General features: G+C 45.9%; 11 protein-coding genes. All 11 read left to right on the top strand.

Translation table 11 applies throughout. The annotated features are described in order from the left end of the window. The first annotated feature begins 648 nt into the window (after positions 1 to 648). The 11 genes from DWX43_RS24525 to DWX43_RS24475 all read left to right on the top strand — a co-directional run bounded on the left by DWX43_RS24525 (position 649) and on the right by DWX43_RS24475 (position 17,808). Positions 649 to 1,344: a response regulator transcription factor gene (locus DWX43_RS24525; RefSeq protein ID WP_109730829.1), complete on the top strand. Its 696-nt coding sequence runs from the start codon at positions 649 to 651 to the stop codon at positions 1,342 to 1,344. Between the two features lie 11 nt (positions 1,345 to 1,355). Continuing rightward, a complete protein-coding gene (locus DWX43_RS24520; protein ID WP_118622506.1) occupies positions 1,356 to 3,938 on the top strand; it encodes a HAMP domain-containing sensor histidine kinase in 2,583 nt (860 codons plus the stop codon). A 152-nt stretch (positions 3,939 to 4,090) separates the two neighbouring features. Further along, positions 4,091 to 5,242, top strand: a complete 1,152-nt coding sequence (locus tag DWX43_RS24515) for an SAM-dependent methyltransferase (RefSeq protein WP_118622504.1) — start codon at positions 4,091 to 4,093, stop codon at positions 5,240 to 5,242. Between the two features lie 94 nt (positions 5,243 to 5,336). Continuing rightward, positions 5,337 to 7,772 (top strand): C39 family peptidase, encoded by a 2,436-nt coding sequence (locus DWX43_RS24510; RefSeq protein ID WP_118622502.1) that lies wholly within the window; start codon positions 5,337 to 5,339, stop codon positions 7,770 to 7,772. Positions 7,773 to 8,030: 258 nt separating this feature from the next. After that, entirely contained in the window at positions 8,031 to 9,557 is a 1,527-nt protein-coding gene (locus tag DWX43_RS24505; protein WP_118622500.1) for an alpha-N-arabinofuranosidase, read from the top strand. Between the two features lie 27 nt (positions 9,558 to 9,584). Then, positions 9,585 to 11,084 carry a sugar ABC transporter ATP-binding protein gene (locus DWX43_RS24500; protein ID WP_109730824.1) on the top strand — a complete coding sequence of 500 codons (1,500 nt, stop codon included), beginning with the start codon at positions 9,585 to 9,587 and terminating at the stop codon, positions 11,082 to 11,084. A gap of 15 nt (positions 11,085 to 11,099) precedes the next feature. Further along, positions 11,100 to 12,065 carry an ABC transporter permease gene (locus DWX43_RS24495; protein ID WP_118622498.1) on the top strand — a complete coding sequence of 322 codons (966 nt, stop codon included), beginning with the start codon at positions 11,100 to 11,102 and terminating at the stop codon, positions 12,063 to 12,065. A 14-nt stretch (positions 12,066 to 12,079) separates the two neighbouring features. Continuing rightward, on the top strand, positions 12,080 to 13,279 hold the full coding sequence (locus DWX43_RS24490) for a substrate-binding domain-containing protein (protein WP_109730822.1): 1,200 nt from the start codon (positions 12,080 to 12,082) through the stop codon (positions 13,277 to 13,279). A gap of 35 nt (positions 13,280 to 13,314) precedes the next feature. Beyond that, positions 13,315 to 14,298, top strand: a complete 984-nt coding sequence (locus DWX43_RS24485; RefSeq protein ID WP_118622496.1) for a hypothetical protein — start codon at positions 13,315 to 13,317, stop codon at positions 14,296 to 14,298. Between the two features lie 132 nt (positions 14,299 to 14,430). Then, positions 14,431 to 16,017, top strand: coding sequence for a response regulator (locus tag DWX43_RS24480; RefSeq protein WP_182440813.1), 1,587 nt, complete (start codon positions 14,431 to 14,433; stop codon positions 16,015 to 16,017). 9 nt (positions 16,018 to 16,026) lie between these two features. Continuing rightward, a complete protein-coding gene (locus tag DWX43_RS24475; RefSeq protein WP_109730819.1) occupies positions 16,027 to 17,808 on the top strand; it encodes a histidine kinase in 1,782 nt (593 codons plus the stop codon). Positions 17,809 to 17,875: the final 67 nt, after the last annotated feature.

The raw sequence follows: 17,875 nt of genomic DNA, 5'->3' as shown, positions 1-17,875 counted from the left end.
ATTTATGTATGAAATTTGAATGAATTATGAAGAACGTTAAGGTATTGTTTATATTATACTTAAAAAGAGAGCCGATGACTAGAATACACCTAGCCGTCGGTAAAGATCAGAATAGTGTCCACAAATGGCTTATCTTTATTCTTCCAAAGAAGTTCTATCTGCTTCTTCTTCTTTTTCCTTATCATATAGTTGAACATAATGTTTCACGAGTTCTTGTGAAATTTTATTGGCAGTATTCACAGAAGTAACTTCCACTCCATCTTTTGTAGTAGTGTGGCTAACATCAGGAGGGCCTTTTAAATCTTCTGGAAAAACAAATAAACTCTTACATAACCTACAAAGAATAAGCTGCACCTGAAATATAGGATAGGTGAGGTGGAGTATTTCCGGAGGAATTGGAAGAGCGAGGTCGAGATGGATGCGCTTTATGGGCATCTGTGACACTAATAAAATACTAATAGCATTTTATAATCTCATAATTATAAAAGGTCAAAACATAAGGAATCCTTTAAAACCGCCCCTTATGGTCTGTGCTGTCATATCTCTATTTTGCAAGAATCCCTTTAATTTAAGAATTTCATAAGATTTTCCCCAATGGGTCTTAAAAAATCTCAGATATCATGTATACTGTAAGGGAGGTGATGAAAAATGTATAATATTTTAGTTTGTGATGATGATAAGGAAATCGTAGAAGCAATCGAGATATATTTAAGTCAGGAAGGCTATCATGTGATGAAGGCATATGACGGTGCAGAGGCGCTTAAGCTTCTGGAGACGGAGAACGTCCATCTGCTTGTGCTGGACGTCATGATGCCGAAACTGGACGGTATCAGAGCCACCCTTAAAATACGTGAAAACAACAGTATCCCAATTATTATCCTGTCTGCAAAATCAGAAGATGCGGATAAGATTCTGGGACTGAATGTCGGTGCTGATGATTATGTAACGAAACCATTCAATCCACTGGAACTTGTAGCGAGGGTCAAATCTCAGCTGCGCAGATATACCCAGCTCGGAGGAACCGTGAAGGAGAAGTCTGAGAAGGTATATGAGGTTGGCGGCCTTGCTATTAATGATGATTTGAAGGAAGTTACCGTGGATGGGGAAGTTGTGAAGCTGACGCCGATTGAGTACAACATTTTATTATTATTAATGAAAAATCAGGGGAGAGTTTTTTCTATTGACCAGATCTATGAGTCTATCTGGAATGAGGATGCGATCGGGGCAGATAATACGGTCGCCGTGCATATCCGCCATATTCGTGAGAAAATTGAGATCAACCCCAAGGAACCCAGATATCTGAAGGTGGTCTGGGGCGTGGGATATAAGATAGAAAAACTCTAGAAAGGAGTATTATGAAGAACTGGTATAAAAAGCCGGTGACGAAAGGTATTCTTCTTCTGCTTGCACATATCACGGCTGTTTTTGCTGTCCTGAGTATGGTTATCATACTGTCTTTTTCGGGGAGCCTGGGGAGTGAGAACTTCCTGAAAACTTCCGGCAGGCCTTATGAAGAATCTTCAAGTTTTAAGAATATGGTTTATGATGCCACGTGGGAGGTCATGGAAGGCATCGCCATGAAGAATAATTTTGAGTCGGACGGAAAGTATAACCCTAATAAGCTGGTTGACATCGTGGATCTGGCCAAGAACGGAAGGATTACCGGGGAGGGGGAGAACGGTCTTGTCTATGAGCTGGAGGACCTCGTAAACTGGAGCAACGAATATATAGATGATGGTTCGGATTATGACGATGCGAATGTTGTTGTCTGTGAAAAGCCCGATGGGACCTATCATTATTATTATATGAGTGAGTTTAAATCGCTGCTGGAGGATGGAAAGCTTAAGATTGAACTTGAAAATTCGACTCAGGACCAGTTTTTAAGTGAGCTGGAACGGGGCAATTATACTTCCGGTTATTATGATACCATTGATATAAAGAATGAAAATGGTGACACGGAGTATACGGACTGCTGGACGTTTAATAATGCCCTGAAAGAGAAATATACCCCTGTAGGGGCCGCGAATATACTGGAGGCGGTGAATAACACACCGGAGCTGAACGGCAAGCTTTCCAGAGTATATGGATACCTTCAGAACATTCTCAACTCTCTGTCATATCAGGTGGACCGGTATCTTTATTCCGGGGATACATGGGAAGAGGGCAATACGAATTTCACATATATGTTTGTGGATGAAAATGAAAAGAAGGTTTATACAAATAACAGTAAGTTTAAGAACTATGATGACGTAAAAGATTATCTGGAAACGATGAAGTCCGGGACGGATCACAAGTACCTGATCGTCAAGCCAAAACTGGCGGAGTTTGAGTCTAACATGGATATTTCGGCAAATGAATGGCGTTCTATGGTGAAGTCTTATAACTATAGTAAAAAGGCGGACTGTATATTTGCAGCGTCAATTGATACCAATTTCCCGATTCAGGATGCATTTTACACAGACGCACAGGATTACAATACGTATGCGCCATATATGAAGCTGGCGTCTGTTGGAAGTATTCTTTGTTCGATCCTGTTCTTTGTCATATTAATCTGGATGACACTGATTGCCGGAAGATGCGGGGAGGACGGGGAAGTCCGGCTGAATGCTTTTGACAAGTGGCCGACAGAGATTGGTGCGGGTGCAGTAATAGTCCTCTGGATTGTGCCTGCCATGCTTATCGGCAGTTCAATGGGCGGATTTTACGCATCTACAGTACACGAAACCACATCAGATATCTATGCTACGGGGGTAATAACCAAAAGTTACCAGACATACGGGGATTATCTGGGGGCTTCTGATCTAATACTCGCAGGGATTCTGGCGGCATTTACTACATTCTGGTTTTTGTTCGGGTTCCTGAGTCTGGTGCGAAGGATTAAGGCGAAGACACTTTGGTCAAACAGCCTGCTTAGGCGTGTCTGCCGGTTCCTGAAGGAAATGTGGCGTAACCGGAGCGTGACTTTCAAGGCAGTACTGCTTCTTGCGGTATTTATTCTCTTACACTGGTTTGCAATGGCCATGAATGACGGCGGCTGGTTCTTTATGATGATGCTTGCTTCTGAAGCAGTGGCACTTTATTTTGTCGTGAAAAGCGCAATTGCCAAGAGCCAGATTAAGAAGGGTATAAAGGAAATCGCGTCTGGAAATGTAGATTACCAGATCCCGCTCGACCGGTTAAGAGGCGAGAACCTGGATATAGCCGAGAGGGTAAACGATATTGGAAACGGTCTTCAGAGAGCCGTGGAAGAGGGCATGAAGAGCGAACGCCTGAAAACAGACCTGATTACGAATGTATCACATGATATTAAAACACCGTTAACATCTATTATAAATTATGTTGACCTGCTCAAAAGGGAAAACTTTAATGATCCGAAGATACAGGGATATCTGGATATACTGGAGACTAAGGCACAGCGTCTGAAGACACTGACGGAAGATGTTGTGGAGGCATCTAAGGTAAGCAGCGGCAATATCACGCTGGAGCTTATGGATGTAAACCTTGTGGAAATGATCAACCAGACAGAAGGGGAGTTTGCTGAGAAGTTTGAGGCCAAGAACCTTCAGGTTGTTCAGAATCTGCCTGACGGGCCGGCCATGATTCATGTTGACGGGCGGCGCATGTGGAGAGTATTGGAGAATATATACAACAATGCAGCAAAGTATGCGATGCCGGGAACAAGGGTATATGCGGACCTGTGGGTGGACGAGGAGCATGTCAGATTCTCCCTGAAGAACATATCCGAACAGCCGCTCAACATCTCGGCGGATGAGCTGACAGAAAGATTTATCCGCGGTGACATATCAAGAAGTACAGAAGGCAGCGGGCTCGGATTATCCATCGCAAAGAGCCTGACACAGATGCAGGGCGGAGAATTCAGACTATATCTGGACGGAGATTTGTTTAAAGCAACAATAGAATTCCCAAGAGTGAGATAATACTAGAAAAAAATGCGAAGGGGTCAGACACTTTTTCAAAGGGGTCTGACCCCTTTGCCCGTCGTTTACAGAATATTCTGATTCTTGCGCTATTTCTGGTTTTGCTTTACAATAGGGGGGAAGCCGGAAGGGATTTCGAAGAGGAGTTTTGTATGGATACGATTAAAGCATTGTTGAATGATATTTTGGATATAGATTTTATACAGGGGACGGTTAGTAATCCCCGTACAAAGGACGGAGTTCTGAAGATTAAGGTACGTCCGGTTGAGATGAAGGACGGGCTTTATTTTCAGTGTGAGTCTTTTACTAAGACGCAGGCATTTCATGAGAATCTGAAGGCTGTGGATGCCGGGGAGCGGCTGACGAATGCGATGTCTGAATTCAGGCAGATGCAGTTATCTACAAGAGATATGAGTTATACGGTCCTTGTGAGTAAGAAGGGGAAGGTTACGATCCAAAAGAAGAAACAGTCAGGCGAGGTAAAGGCGGCGGAGCTTTCGCATAACCGCAGTAAGCGGTATATTCTTACGGAAGGGATTGTGGTTCCGTTTCTGAAGGACCTGGGCGTTATGACGGAAGAAGGCAGGGTGGTCAAGTCACGGACTGACAAGTTCAGGCAGATGAACCGTTTTCTGGAGTTTATTGAGGATATCCTGCCCCAGCTGGAGAAGGGGAGAGAGCTGACGATTCTGGATTTCGGGTGCGGGAAGTCTTACCTTACGTTTGCTATGTATTATTATCTTCATGAGCTGAAGAAGTATGATATCCGGGTGATCGGACTGGATTTGAAAAAAGATGTGATAGAGCGATGCAGCAGGCTCGCGGAAAAGTATGGGTATGAGAAGCTGTCATTTCTTGTGGGGGATATCGCAGATTATGACGGTGTTCAGGATGTGGACATGGTCGTCACCCTCCATGCCTGTGATACGGCTACAGACTACGCACTGGCGAAGGCTGTCGGCTGGAATGCCAGAGTGATCCTGTCGGTACCGTGCTGCCAGCATGAATTAAACGGGCAGATTCAGTCAGAGACGCTGGCGCCTGTCATGGACTACGGACTTTTGAAGGAGCGGTTTGCCGCACTTGTGACAGACGGCCTCAGGGCCAAGTATCTGGAGGCAGCGGGATATGATACGCAGGTGCTGGAATTCATAGATATGGAGCATACTCCTAAAAATATCCTGATCAGGGCAGTTAAGACAGGGAAAATAAACCCGGATGCACAAAAAGAAATTGCAGAGTGTGAGGCATTTTTAAATGCAGCCTCCACAATCGGGAAATTATTGTGTTCAGATCACGAATGATAATGGATGCTATGGATGTATACTATATAGGTCTGTATATAATTACTCACTGGATGGAATACTAGGGTGTATTTAAATATAAAGGGGACAAACGATGAATAAGAAGAGGTTGATAAAAGCAGGCGTTCTGACTGCCGTATTTTTTCTGGCGGTACTGGTCAGCAGCCTGATTACAAATAGAGGGACTGACGATCTGACGGTCGATCTCGGTGATCCCACACTTCCAAGAGTATCATTTACAGTAGAGGGGAAAAATGTAAACACACTGGCGGGATTTGTAAATGATATGGACATCACGGCGATACGCGATACGATCACACCCCTGGAGAATAATGGCACGTTAAAGATGACGCTGGAAGATGACGGGAATGATATAAAGGAAGTACATTATGAAGTCTATTCACTTGACGGCGATGATGTTTATGAGAAGGCTGAGGTAAAAGACCTGTCGGACGGCACGGTCACTTTAGACTTAAGCAGTAGCTTAAAAGAAAACGTATCAGAGGCAGTGCTGAAAGTTATTTTAAAACTGGATAAGAAAGAGGTACATTACTATACAAGAATCGTTAAACCAGACGAACTGGAGGTAGGGCAGTGTCTCAAATTTGCTGAGGATTTCCACACTAAAACATTTAACAAAAAAAATGCCGCGGACCTCTCCGTCTATCTGGAACCGAATGAGGAGGGAGACAACACGACATTTCAGACAGTCACGATCCATTCGGACGCAGCACATGTCACTTGGGGGAATCTGGGACCAGAAGTTTCCAGTGACGTTGAATGGAGCATCAAAGAGAGCAATACCGTCTACACTTCCCTGCTGGCCGTGTACCAGGTTACATGCGTCGGGGATGCGGAGGAAGTAGAAACCTTTAATATCAAGGAGTTTTTCCGTGTAAGGTACAGCGGCGATGAAGTGTATCTGCTGGATTACAACCGGAGCATGGAACAGGTCTTTAACGGGAATAAAAAAGTATTGAATGAAAACGGTATCCTTCTCGGTATCGCACCACCTGATATTTCATATGAGACGAATAAAGACGGCACGATTGTATCGTTTGTACAGGGAAGGGACCTGTGGACCTACAACAAGGACGAAGATGAACTTTCACTTGTGTTCAGCTTTGCCAACAGGGAAGGGCACGACGTCAGGAGCCGTTATGACCAGCATGCGGTCAGGATCATCAGCATGGATGAAAATGGAAGTACTGCGTTTGCTGTATATGGCTATATGAACAGGGGCGACCACGAGGGTGAGGTAGGTGTGGATGTCTATTACTTCGACATTGAGAAAAATGCGGTAGAAGAAAAGGCATTTATCCCGAGCAATAAATCCTTTGCCATTGCAGAGGATGAACTTGGCAAAATGGTTTATTACAGCCACGACAGGCAGATGCTGTATGTACTTGCCGGTGGAAAGCTGTATCAGGTAAATCTGGAGAGGAATAAGCAGGAGATTCTGGCAGAGAACCTTGAGGAAGGGCAGTATGTGGCTTCCGATGACGGACATCTGCTTGCCTATCAGACGGACGGCACACTCGAGGATGCGAAAGAGATTATAATTCTCAACTTAAAGACGGGGAAAGAACGAAGTGTTAAGGCGGCGGAAGGGGAATCCATCAGACCGCTTGGATTTGTCGTCAATGATTTTATATATGGAAGACAGCGCCCCTCAGATAAGGGGAAAACCGTTGCGGGAGAAGAGGTCCTTCCAATGTATGAACTGGAGATCATTAACAGCAAGGATAAGGTTCTCAAAACGTATGCAGTTGAGGGGACTTATATCACAGATGTGTTCATCGAGACAAATCTGGTGACACTGAACCGGGTAACGAAGTCAGGGGATGCCTATACAGGTACGGCGCAGGATTATATCAGCAACAACGAGGAACGCAAAGAGAGTAATATAACGCTCGAATCCTACTCATCCGACCTAAAGGGAAGGCAGATGAGGCTGACCTATGCTGACGGAATTGCGGACCAGTCGCCGAAGCTCCTCAGGCCAAAACAGGTCATGCTGGATAAACCAATTACCATCGCATTTGACGGAAAGACCAAATCCGATAAGTATTATGTATATGGAATGGGTGAGCTGGTAGAGATATATGACAAGGCATCCTATGCAATCCAGAAAGCGGAACAGGTTTCCGGCGTCGTAATCTCGGCCCAGCAGTCCTATATTTGGGAAAAAGGAAACCGGGACCTGATATATTATACGGACACAGAGAGCTTCAAGAAGGCTGATGGCGAGAGTTCCTTCGAGGCGTGCGTTAAGCAGATGGAGAAATACAAGGCCACAAAAGTGAACCTTACAGGCTGTACGCTGGATCAGGTACTCTATGTCATCAACAAGGGAATCCCCGTGATTGCAATGACAGACCAGAGCCATGCGATCCTCCTGACAGGGTACAGCACGACCGATGTCACTTATATCGACCCGGATAACGGGGAGGAACATACAGTTAGTGTAAATGATATGGAAACGATGGTAAACCGAAGCGGGAATACGTTTATCGGGTATGTGAAATAAGAGAAAAACAATATAGAAAAAAATCAGGGAACCTGATCCGGGGGAGACTCCGGAGCGGGTTCCTTTTTTGCGGTATAATCAATCACAAAAAAATATTACACATATTCTTTTGTTTTCCTTCCATTACAAAAAAATAATGCACAAATGAAAAAGAAATCGTGTGGCTGTAAGATTTTATTTGTATTAAAGTTACAGTAAACATGAAACAGGAGCACAGAGCAAGGCGTGTGCGGGATATGAACGGGAGGAGAAAATGATATGAAAACAGCTGTATGTTTCAGTGACAGGCATTATCCGATTGGCAAGATTGATGATAAGATGTACTCTTCATTTACAGAACATCTGGGAAGATGTATTTACTCGGGCATTTATGAGCCGGGGCACCCAAAGGCAGATGAGGATGGATACCGCATGGATGTTATGGAACTGGTGCGGGAACTGAATGTCCCGGTAATCCGATATCCGGGCGGGAACTTTGTATCATGCTATGACTGGCATGATGGAATCGGGCCGAAGGAAAACAGGCCGAAGCGCATGGACTATGCGTGGTCCAGTATCGAAACGAATGAATTCGGGATCGATGAGTTCTGCCGCTGGGCAAAAAAGACGGGGGTCGAGCCGATGATTGCGGTAAACTTGGGGACAGGAAGTATCAAGGACGCCGGGGATCTGGTGGAATACTGCAACCATCCGGGCGGCACCTACTGGAGCGACCTGCGGATAAAGAACGGAAGCCGGGAGCCATACGGGATAAAATACTGGTGTCTGGGAAACGAGATGGAGGGAAGCTGGCAGGCAGGGCACCTCTCTGCGGAAGACTACACGAAGAAGGCATTGGAGGCCGCGAAGATCATGAAGTGGGCAGACCCTTCCATAAAGCTGGTTGCCTGTGGAAGCAGCTACGAAATGCTTCCTACATATCTGGAGTGGGACCGCACTATGCTGACGGAACTATTTGAACAGGTGGATTATCTTTCCACCCACAACTATACGATGAACTCGGGGCAGGGACTGACAAATTATCTGGCATCCTACAAACAGCTTGATACGCATATTAAAAACAGCGCCACAGTAATCAACTATGTAAAGGCGAAAAATCATTTCCAGAAAGATGTGAAGATTTGTCTGGATGAATGGAATGTATGGAACTTTCAGGATATTAAGCTGGATTCTCTGGATGACCTGATGGGGCTGACGACATTTGAGATGACTTCGGCAGAAAAGTGGGAAACCGCGCCCGCAATACTGGAGGAAAAATACAGCCTTCTGGATGCAGTCGTACTTGGGGGGCTGGGGATTACACTGCTCAATAATGCGGATGTGGTGGAAATCGCGTGTCTGGCACAGCTGATTAATGTTATAGCGCCAATCTCCACCCTGCGAAACGGAGGGATTTACACGCAGACGACTTATCAGACATTCCATACGCTGAGCACATATGGCAGGGGAACTGCGATGAGGGCAGCAGTAGAGGCACCGGAATATGAATGTGAATTCGGGAAGCTTTCAATCGTGGAGCCGGCAGTCGTATACAACGAGGAAGCGGATGAAGTCAGGATATTCATATTGAACTGCAGTCAGGATGAAGCGGTAAAATTCGATATCCGGCTTCAGGGCTACGGGGACAAGGAACTGAAACGCCACCTTGCATTAAGCGGTGGGGACCTGGAGCTTCGCAATACCCCTGAGAAGCCAGACCAGGTTGTCATGAAGGAGATAAAACCAGAGGAGAAAATGAGCGCAGTACTTCCTGAACTGTCTTGGAATGTCCTTATTTTAGGCTAATTTACGACTGCATAAGAGGAGGTATATATGAGTGCAGAAATCATTTTAAAAGCAAATCATATCTCAAAGAATTTTGGACTGACCCATGCACTGAAAGACATTTCCATTCAGATTGAGAGGGGCGAGATCATAGGACTGATCGGTGAAAACGGTTCCGGAAAATCAACATTTTCATCCATCATTTCAGGCGTCTACCCTGCCACATCCGGCACGCTGGAATTAAAGGGACAGCCATATAAACCCTCTGACACGATGGATGCCCAGCGCTGCGGGATCAGTATGGTGGCGCAGGAGATGGGCACTTTGCCGGGGATCGGCGTGGCAGACAATATTTTTCTGGGCAGGGAAGAAAAATTCACGAAATATGGGATTGTAAATAGGAAAGAAATGTATCAGGAGGCGGCAAAGGCTATGGAAGTGGTCGGGGTGGCCGGAATCAATCCGGCGGACCCGATCAGCCGGTACAGCCTGGAGGAGCGGAAACTGATCGAAGTGGTCAGGGCATTATATTCCGAACCTGAAATCTTTATCGTTGATGAGACGACAACGGCACTTTCACAGAAAGGGCGCGACATCATCTACAAGATACTGAGGAGGCTTCAGGAACAGGACAAATCGGTGCTGTTCATCTCCCATGATCTGGAGGAACTGATGACCGTGTGCAGCAAACTAATAATACTAAGGGACGGTGTTTTTATTGAAGAGCTGGAACAGAAAGATTTTGAAGAAGAGCGTATTAAAGAACTGATGGTAGGAAGAAAACTGACAGGGGACTATTACCGGAGCGATTATGACGGGAACTTCGGGGAAGAAGTCGTTCTGAAGGCGGAAAACGTCCATATCAAACAGGTTCTGGAAGGCGTCTCGCTGGAGCTGCACAAGGGTGAAATTCTTGGGATCGGCGGGCTCACCGACTGCGGGATGCATGAGCTCGGAAGAGTCTTGTTCGGCATCGAAAAACCGGTGTATGGCGAGGCGGTTCTGGGAAATGGTGAAGTGATACATTCCCCGAAGCAGGCGATTAAAAATAAGATCGGATATGTTTCCAAAAACCGGGATCAGGAGGCCTTGATCCTGTCCGCCAGCATTATGGACAACATGGTTCTTCCTTCCCTGTCTAAAATCAGCAGCGCCGGCCTGATCTTCAAGGGAGCGGAAAAGAAATTTACGGCCCGTCAGGTGGATGGGCTGAGTATCAAGTGCAGAGAGATCACGCAGGATGTCAAGGATTTAAGCGGCGGAAACAAACAGAAGGTCGTGTTTGGAAAATGGCTGGCAAATGAGTCGGAAATCTTCATTCTGGACTGTCCTACCCGCGGAATCGATATCGGTGTAAAGGCCTTCATGTACCAGTTGATGTACCAGCTTAAGAAAGAAAACAAATCGATTATCATGATATCCGAAGAACTCCCCGAACTGATTGGGATGAGTGACAGGATTATGATATTGAGAAAAGGCAGGGTGCAGAAAATATTCGAGCGCTCCCCAAAGCTGAGTGAATCGGTAATTATAAAGGAAATGGTGTAGAAGGGGGAAAGTGGCATGGAAACAAAAGTAAAAACGGCCCCTGAAAGTACACAGAGGCTCATGGAAGTATTCAGGAAGCTGGTCCCCTTTCTGGGATTGATACTGATGATACTGATCTTTCAGATTTTTGGTGAGGGCAGGCTTCTGACAAAGGGGAACCTGACGAGTATTCTGAACCAGACCGTATATGTAGGGATTATGGCGTTTGGAGCGGTTTTTGTATATTCGCACGGCGGCATGGACCTGTCTTACGGCGGTGTTATCGGGTTTAGTGTGCTGATCTCAATTCTGGCGGCAAATGCGGGGGCTCCGCTCTGGATGGTATTTATTACCAATATTGCTTCTGCCCTCGTCTGGTTTATACTAAACGGAGTAGTATCCGTATATTTAAAAGTGTCTCCTTTTATTACATCTCTGTGCATCATGTATATGTGCCGCGGTATCCTGAATACAGTGTGTGCGGCGCAGAAATACAGCATACCGGTGTATATGTATGAATATGACAGCTGGACGGTCAAGATCGCGGTGCTTATAGCGGTGTATGTCATCTGCTGGTTCCTCTTTGAAAAGAGCGGGATCGGAAAGGCAAACAAAGCAGCAGGCGGTAATCCGCTGGCGGCACAGCAGGCAGGCATCCATGTAAACCGTACCCGTATGACAGCCTACATAATCAGCGGCATCACAGTGGGAATCGCCGGGTTCATCCTCATGCTGCGGGCCGGGAGTGTAAGCACGTCTACAGGACAGGGGCTGGAGATGAATGTAATCACAGCGCTGGTCCTTGGCGGAGTTCCCCTTTCAGGCGGGTCAAAGGTAAAAATCATTGGTGCACTGATCGGCAGTTTTTCAGTCATATTACTGCGCAACGGATTGATAATACTAGGGGTGAATGAGCGTGTGATCGAAGGGATACAGGGGCTCGTTCTGCTGTTACTCGTATTCTTGACCTATGAAAAGAATACGGATGGAATCTTAAAATAAGGAGGAAACAGGTTATGAAAAAAAGAATGATCGCGTTTATTATGGCAGCAGTCATGATATTCTCGCTGGCGGGATGCAGCGGTTCGAATGACAAGGGGAACTCAGATAATTCATCTGCAAAAACAGAAGAAGCGGATGCAAAGACGAATGAGGTGTGGGGGAATGATGCAGGTGCGGGAGAGACATGCGGTGACCCGGACGGAGACTATACGATCGGGGTTGTCATCCACACAACAACAGATTTTCTATGTTCGAAGTTAAAATCCTACACGGATTATATGGGAAAAGAATTCGGTGTGAAATTCAGTTATTACATCATCGAGAATTTTGCGGATGAGACTTATCTTTCTGCAATTGAAAATCTTTGTGCCCAGGGAGTGGACGGAATCATTACAACTAATTTCTCCGGGACAGCGGTTCTGCAGGGACTGAAAATATGTGAAGACAATGATGTTTATCTCGGTGTTGGTTTTTCACAGATCGATGAAAGTATTAAGGAACAGGTATATGCGAGCAAATACTTTGTCGGCGGTTCCTATGAGGCGGATTACCAGGCAGGATATGATATTATTACAAGCCTGATTGACACCGGCTGTAAGAATATTGCAGCAATCGGCTATGAACCGGGCATCACATGCCACGACAGGCGCTGGGAAGGCATGATGGCGGCATTCGAGGACCATCCGGAGATTCAGAAAGCCGGTGAGTACAGAGGGCTTGAATTTACAAAAGCAGTTGAGGACTTCCTTGCGGCAGACGATACGATAGACGGTATCGCAATTACACTGCTCGGTATCGAATACTGTTCCGAGCCGATCAAATCAGCAGGCAGGGAAGGACAGATCAAGATTGCATTCTGTGACCTTTCTGAAAACTGTCAGGAAGGGCTGGACAGTGGTGAGGTTGCATGTGCCATCGGCGGCCAGTATGTGGATGTTGTATTCCCGTTTATCTTCATGTACAACACATTGGAAGGCACACCGCTTTCAGACGAAAAGGTTGAAGTGCCGGTGAACTTCATTACCTGTAAGACAGGAGAGGAATTTTCCAACTATATGACTTATCTGCACAATGACGGCGTTTATGCATGGACAACGGATGAGCTTAAGCAGGTAATCAAGAAGTATAACAAAGATGCAACGTCAGAGGACCTTGTGAAAATGGGTGCATCCTACAGTATTGACGATACGATGAACAGGCATAAATCAGAATAGCTTCCGGCAGACTCCGGCTTGAAAGGGGAACGAATATGGCTACAAAATCCATTAAAATAAAAAATGCTGTGAAAGTGATTCTGCTCCCGGTGTTTGTCTATCTGTTGTTTTTCATTTGTTCAGGCGGTAAATTTGGCAAACCGGCAAGCCTCATCATGAATCTGAAGCAGTCTCTGGCACCGACACTGATCTCGTTTGCCATGTGCTGCAATATGCTCTGCGACAGGATGGACTTAAGTGCAGGGGCGGTGGTCATGCTCTCGGCAATGTTCGGGGCGAAAATGGTTTATCTGCACGGGATCGGACTCGTTACGTTTGCCGTACTTGTCGTCGGCACTGGGATCGTGCTGGGGACAGTCTCGGGGATCATGTACAGGCTCCTTCGTGTACCGGCAATCGTAACAGCACTCGGGGTATGTATGGTATATGAGACACTATCCAACCTGGCGAGTATCTCATGGGTGACGGCAATCAAGGGGGAGACGACGACACTAGGACGTTTCCCGTACTGCCTGATCATTTTTGCAGTAATGTTTGCACTCTTTTACATCATATTCAACTATACAAAGTTTGGGTACAATGTACGGGCATGTGCGAGTTCACAGCAGATTGCAAAAAACGGGGGTGTCAACACAAAGAGGACCGCGTTTCTGTGCTACGTGATCTCTTCAGTATTTCTCGGAGTGGCGGCGCTTCTCAAAATTTCCATACAGGGATCCATCGATACGCCGATGTATATGTCCAGCACGAATATTATATTCAACTGTATGCTCGGTATTTATGTGGGGCTGGCGCTGGAGCAGTACTGCAACCTGCTGATCGGTATCTTTATCGGGAATTTTGTGCTGAACATGCTTACGACCGGGCTGTTAAGCCTGGGGCTGTCCGCCTCGCTGCAGGACACGGCATCCGGCGTATTTCTGCTGGTCATCATGATCTTTACATATAATAACCAGAGAGTTATGGACTTTATCAGCAGCAGGAAAGAGAAAAAAGAATATGCCAAGCTGAATGCATAGCAGGCAGTTATTATGAGCCTCGGCGCAAATGCGCCGGGGCGGTTGTGGTTTACTGGTATTCATTTATGATACAATGGGGGCGTGGTGGAAATTCCGGCCAGAACGGCCGGAAATTTAATGGTGAGGTGGGTTATGATAAAGGTTTTGTTAGTAGATGATGAAAAGCTTGCGCTGGAGTATCTGGAAGACATTATAAACTGGGAATATTACGGATTTGAGATCGTCGGGATTACTACGGATGCCGAACAGGCTCTTAAACTGTTCCGCAAACACAGGCCCCATCTTGTGATCTCGGATGTCAGGATGCCTACGATGAGCGGTCTGGAACTGGTCACGATGATCCGGGAAATAGATAAGCGGGTACATATTCTGTTTATGTCGGGATATAAAAATTTCAGTTATGTGAAACAGGCAATCCGGCTGGGGATCGATGACTATCTGTTAAAAAGTGACGTGGATGAAGAATCCTTCCTCCAGAAGATCCTCGGCTTAAAAGAGGAGATTCAGAAAGAATGTGCAAAGAACCAGTATACAACGAATATGATCCTTGAATCGCTGTTTCTTAAGAATGAACCCGAGGAACATTATAAGAGTATCCTGGATGAGAATGAGTATATCAGGATTCACAAAAGGTATTACTATTTGATACTTGCCAAGAATCTGGTGCCGGATTTTATTGAGTCTTATCTTCCGTCCACCGCATGTTCTGATCTGGCCTATGATTATGAATTTGACAGTATGTGTGCCAGATATGCGCCGGGATATGACATGCAGATGGTATCAGCCTTTGCCGTGGATGATAAGGTAAACCTTGGCATCTTTGAGCTTGCCGGTAACCTGATTTCGCTGAAAGAAATCAATGACCGGATGTTTCAGTTTTCACGGCGCATTATTGCAGGGCTGGGGGAGAAAACATCCTGCAGCTTCAGCGTTTATTATTATGCGAAAGGATGCTCAGTCCGGCAGTTTGGTAGATTTTATGAGAAGAATAAGAAACAGTTATGGCGGCGTTATGTGACGGGAAAACCTCAGATTGCAGAATTCAGCGGCAGTCTGTCAGGGGAAAACGCGGAAGCAAAGGCACCCTCTGTTTCTGCGGAACAGATTTTTAATGGAATCAAGAATGGGGACAGGGATGCCCAGAGGCGTTATATAGAACGTTTAAAAATAGCCATTGAGCAGGAGGATATTGTAACGTACCTATGGTATGCAAAGGGAATGCTGGATGCTGTCAGCCGTTTCGAGGGTTCGCTTCTCGGTGAAAAAAGCGGCCGCAGGTTCAGCATGACGGAATCGAGTTCAACATATGATTTTAGAAATCCAGAAGAAGTCGCGTCCTTTCTGGAATTTAAGATGAGTGAGATTGAGCTGATTTCGGGAGAGGACAGCAGGGGCTCTTATTCCGAGGTGATACAGGAGGCCCTGAATTTTCTACAGGAAAACTATAAAGACCCCGAATTGTCTACAAATATGGTGGCTCAGAAAGTCAGCCTGAGCAATTCGTGGCTTTCCACGAAGTTTAAAGAGGAAGTGGGAATCGGAGTCAGCGATTATCTGAACGGCATCCGGGTACAGAAGGCGAAGAAGCTGTTGGACCAGAGTGAGTATATGATTTATGAGGTGGCTGAACTGACAGGATTTACATCAAGCCAGTATTTCAGCAAGATTTTCAAACAGTTTACCGGGCTCACCCCGAACGAATATAAACGGAAAGGTTAACAGGATATTATGAAACTGAAGAATAAACTGCTTCTCTCTCAGATATTAGTGTTTCTGGTGATGTTTTTTACCCTGACGGTACTGCTTCCGCATATTGTTTACCTCTCATCGGGCGAGAAGGAACTGGAGAATGCCATGAATTTTAATGAACAGATTATGATGCGGATGGAACGCTGCTTTGACGAGGTGGAGCGTTTTTCCACTGTTGTCGGCAAAGACGACGGGTTGAATGAATTGCTTGAGGCTTATATGGAAGAACCGGTCGAGAAAAATGCGGCGAAGATACGCCTTTATCTGTCCGGGATGGGGCGCAAGGACAGCCTGCCGCCGAATCAGGTACTGGGAATATATCTGAATGTCAGCAGGGGGGAGAAGAACTATAGTTTTAACACGGTCGGGATTTCCCAAAGTGTAAAATCACATATCCAGCAGCAGGTGCTTCCGAAGATGAGGGAGGAAGAGAAGAACAGCATGTTCGTAGAGCCTTTTACGTTTGTGAAGGAAGAGTCAACGGCATTTTTCGGGAGCAATTTTAACATGGGCTACGGGTATGCCCGGCAGTATGGCAAGAATGGGATCACAGGGCAGGCTGTCATTGTGGCCTCTTATGACGAGATCATCTACATTGCACAGGATGTCAATGATTACTGTAATGATTTTCTCCTCTTAAACGGGGATAATGTGCAGGTGGCGCCGAGTGTAAAAGATTCCGATATTGATGTGAATACGGCTCTCAGCGATCTGACGATAGGGGACAGCTATATGGAAGGCTTTCATCGGGATGAGGACGGAGTCACGGTCGTGCGTTATTCCCAGAACCGGAGCTGGAAGCTTTTGAGCAGGCTTACGAGGGAGGAAATTATTGCAAATAACCGTTCACTGATTCTGCTTAACGAGATTCTGGTAGCCATTTTCGGGATCTGCGTGGTTGCGGTCATGGTGCCGCTTGTCCGGAAATTTGTAGGCCCGCTCGGGGAAGTCTCACGGCAGATGGGCGAAATCGCAAAAGGAAACCTGAGTGCCCGGGTCACTGTTAAGTCCAGGGATGAAATCGGGGAAGCCAGTGAATCCTTTAACATTATGGCTGGTAAACTGGAGGATAACATTCAGGAGCTGATTGAAAAGGAAAAGCTGGAGCAGACGATGCGCTACAGCCTGCTTGTCTCACAGGTGGACCCTCATTTTATTTACAATACCATGAATACGATCACATATCTGGCCCAGAAGGAACGGAATGAGGATGTTATTGCCGTAAACAGGGCCATGATCGAAATCCTTCGGGACAGGCTGCGTATCGAAATTTCGGAAGTTTATGATACCGTAGAACAGGAACTGAATGTGACCAGACAGTATCTGATTATACAAAAGTACAGGTATGAAGGGACATTCAAAACAAAAATGGATGTGGATGAAGAGGTAAAAGGCATTCTGATTGCCAAGAACGTAATACAGCCGTTGGTTGAAAATGCACTGTTTCACGGAATTCTGGAAAATAAGGATGAGAACGGGGAGATTTTAGGCGGGTGTATTACGATCACCGCACATCAGGAAGAGGGGGAGATTGTGTTATCCATAGAGGACAACGGAGCGGGAATGTCGAGAGAACGGCTCGATGAAATACTGAACCAGCCGAAAGGCAGAATCCGTGGGGCGCATATTGGCATCCGCAATATCCGTGAGCGGATTAAATACATATATGGCGAGTCTTATAATCTGGAAATTAGTTCGAAGGAAAGGCAGGGGACCAAAGTCGTCGTGAGACTGCCTGCCGTGATTAATAAAGAAGTCTGAATGTAAAAAAGAGCTGCCGCAAAATATGATATGCTCCCTTCTAGGTAGACAAGTGAAATAATAAAAA

Source organism: Clostridium sp. AF19-22AC (assembly GCF_003479085.1).
Classification (GTDB): domain Bacteria; phylum Bacillota; class Clostridia; order Lachnospirales; family Lachnospiraceae; genus Faecalicatena_A; species Faecalicatena_A orotica.
Note: the sequence above shows the minus strand (reverse complement) of the source record. Positions and strands in the feature narration are given on the sequence as shown.

Excerpts from the sequence above, each read along its gene's own strand:
- DWX43_RS24525 (WP_109730829.1), top strand. The coding sequence starts at position 649 with ATGTATAATATTTTAGTTTGTGATGATGATAAGGAAATCGTAGAAGCA.
- DWX43_RS24500 (WP_109730824.1), top strand. The coding sequence starts at position 9,585 with ATGAGTGCAGAAATCATTTTAAAAGCAAATCATATCTCAAAGAATTTT.
- DWX43_RS24520 (WP_118622506.1), top strand. The coding sequence starts at position 1,356 with ATGAAGAACTGGTATAAAAAGCCGGTGACGAAAGGTATTCTTCTTCTG.
- DWX43_RS24515 (WP_118622504.1), top strand. The coding sequence starts at position 4,091 with ATGGATACGATTAAAGCATTGTTGAATGATATTTTGGATATAGATTTT.
- DWX43_RS24495 (WP_118622498.1), top strand. The coding sequence starts at position 11,100 with ATGGAAACAAAAGTAAAAACGGCCCCTGAAAGTACACAGAGGCTCATG.
- DWX43_RS24490 (WP_109730822.1), top strand. The coding sequence starts at position 12,080 with ATGAAAAAAAGAATGATCGCGTTTATTATGGCAGCAGTCATGATATTC.
- DWX43_RS24505 (WP_118622500.1), top strand. The coding sequence starts at position 8,031 with ATGAAAACAGCTGTATGTTTCAGTGACAGGCATTATCCGATTGGCAAG.
- DWX43_RS24510 (WP_118622502.1), top strand. The coding sequence starts at position 5,337 with ATGAATAAGAAGAGGTTGATAAAAGCAGGCGTTCTGACTGCCGTATTT.
- DWX43_RS24480 (WP_182440813.1), top strand. The coding sequence starts at position 14,431 with ATGATAAAGGTTTTGTTAGTAGATGATGAAAAGCTTGCGCTGGAGTAT.
- DWX43_RS24475 (WP_109730819.1), top strand. The coding sequence starts at position 16,027 with ATGAAACTGAAGAATAAACTGCTTCTCTCTCAGATATTAGTGTTTCTG.
- DWX43_RS24485 (WP_118622496.1), top strand. The coding sequence starts at position 13,315 with ATGGCTACAAAATCCATTAAAATAAAAAATGCTGTGAAAGTGATTCTG.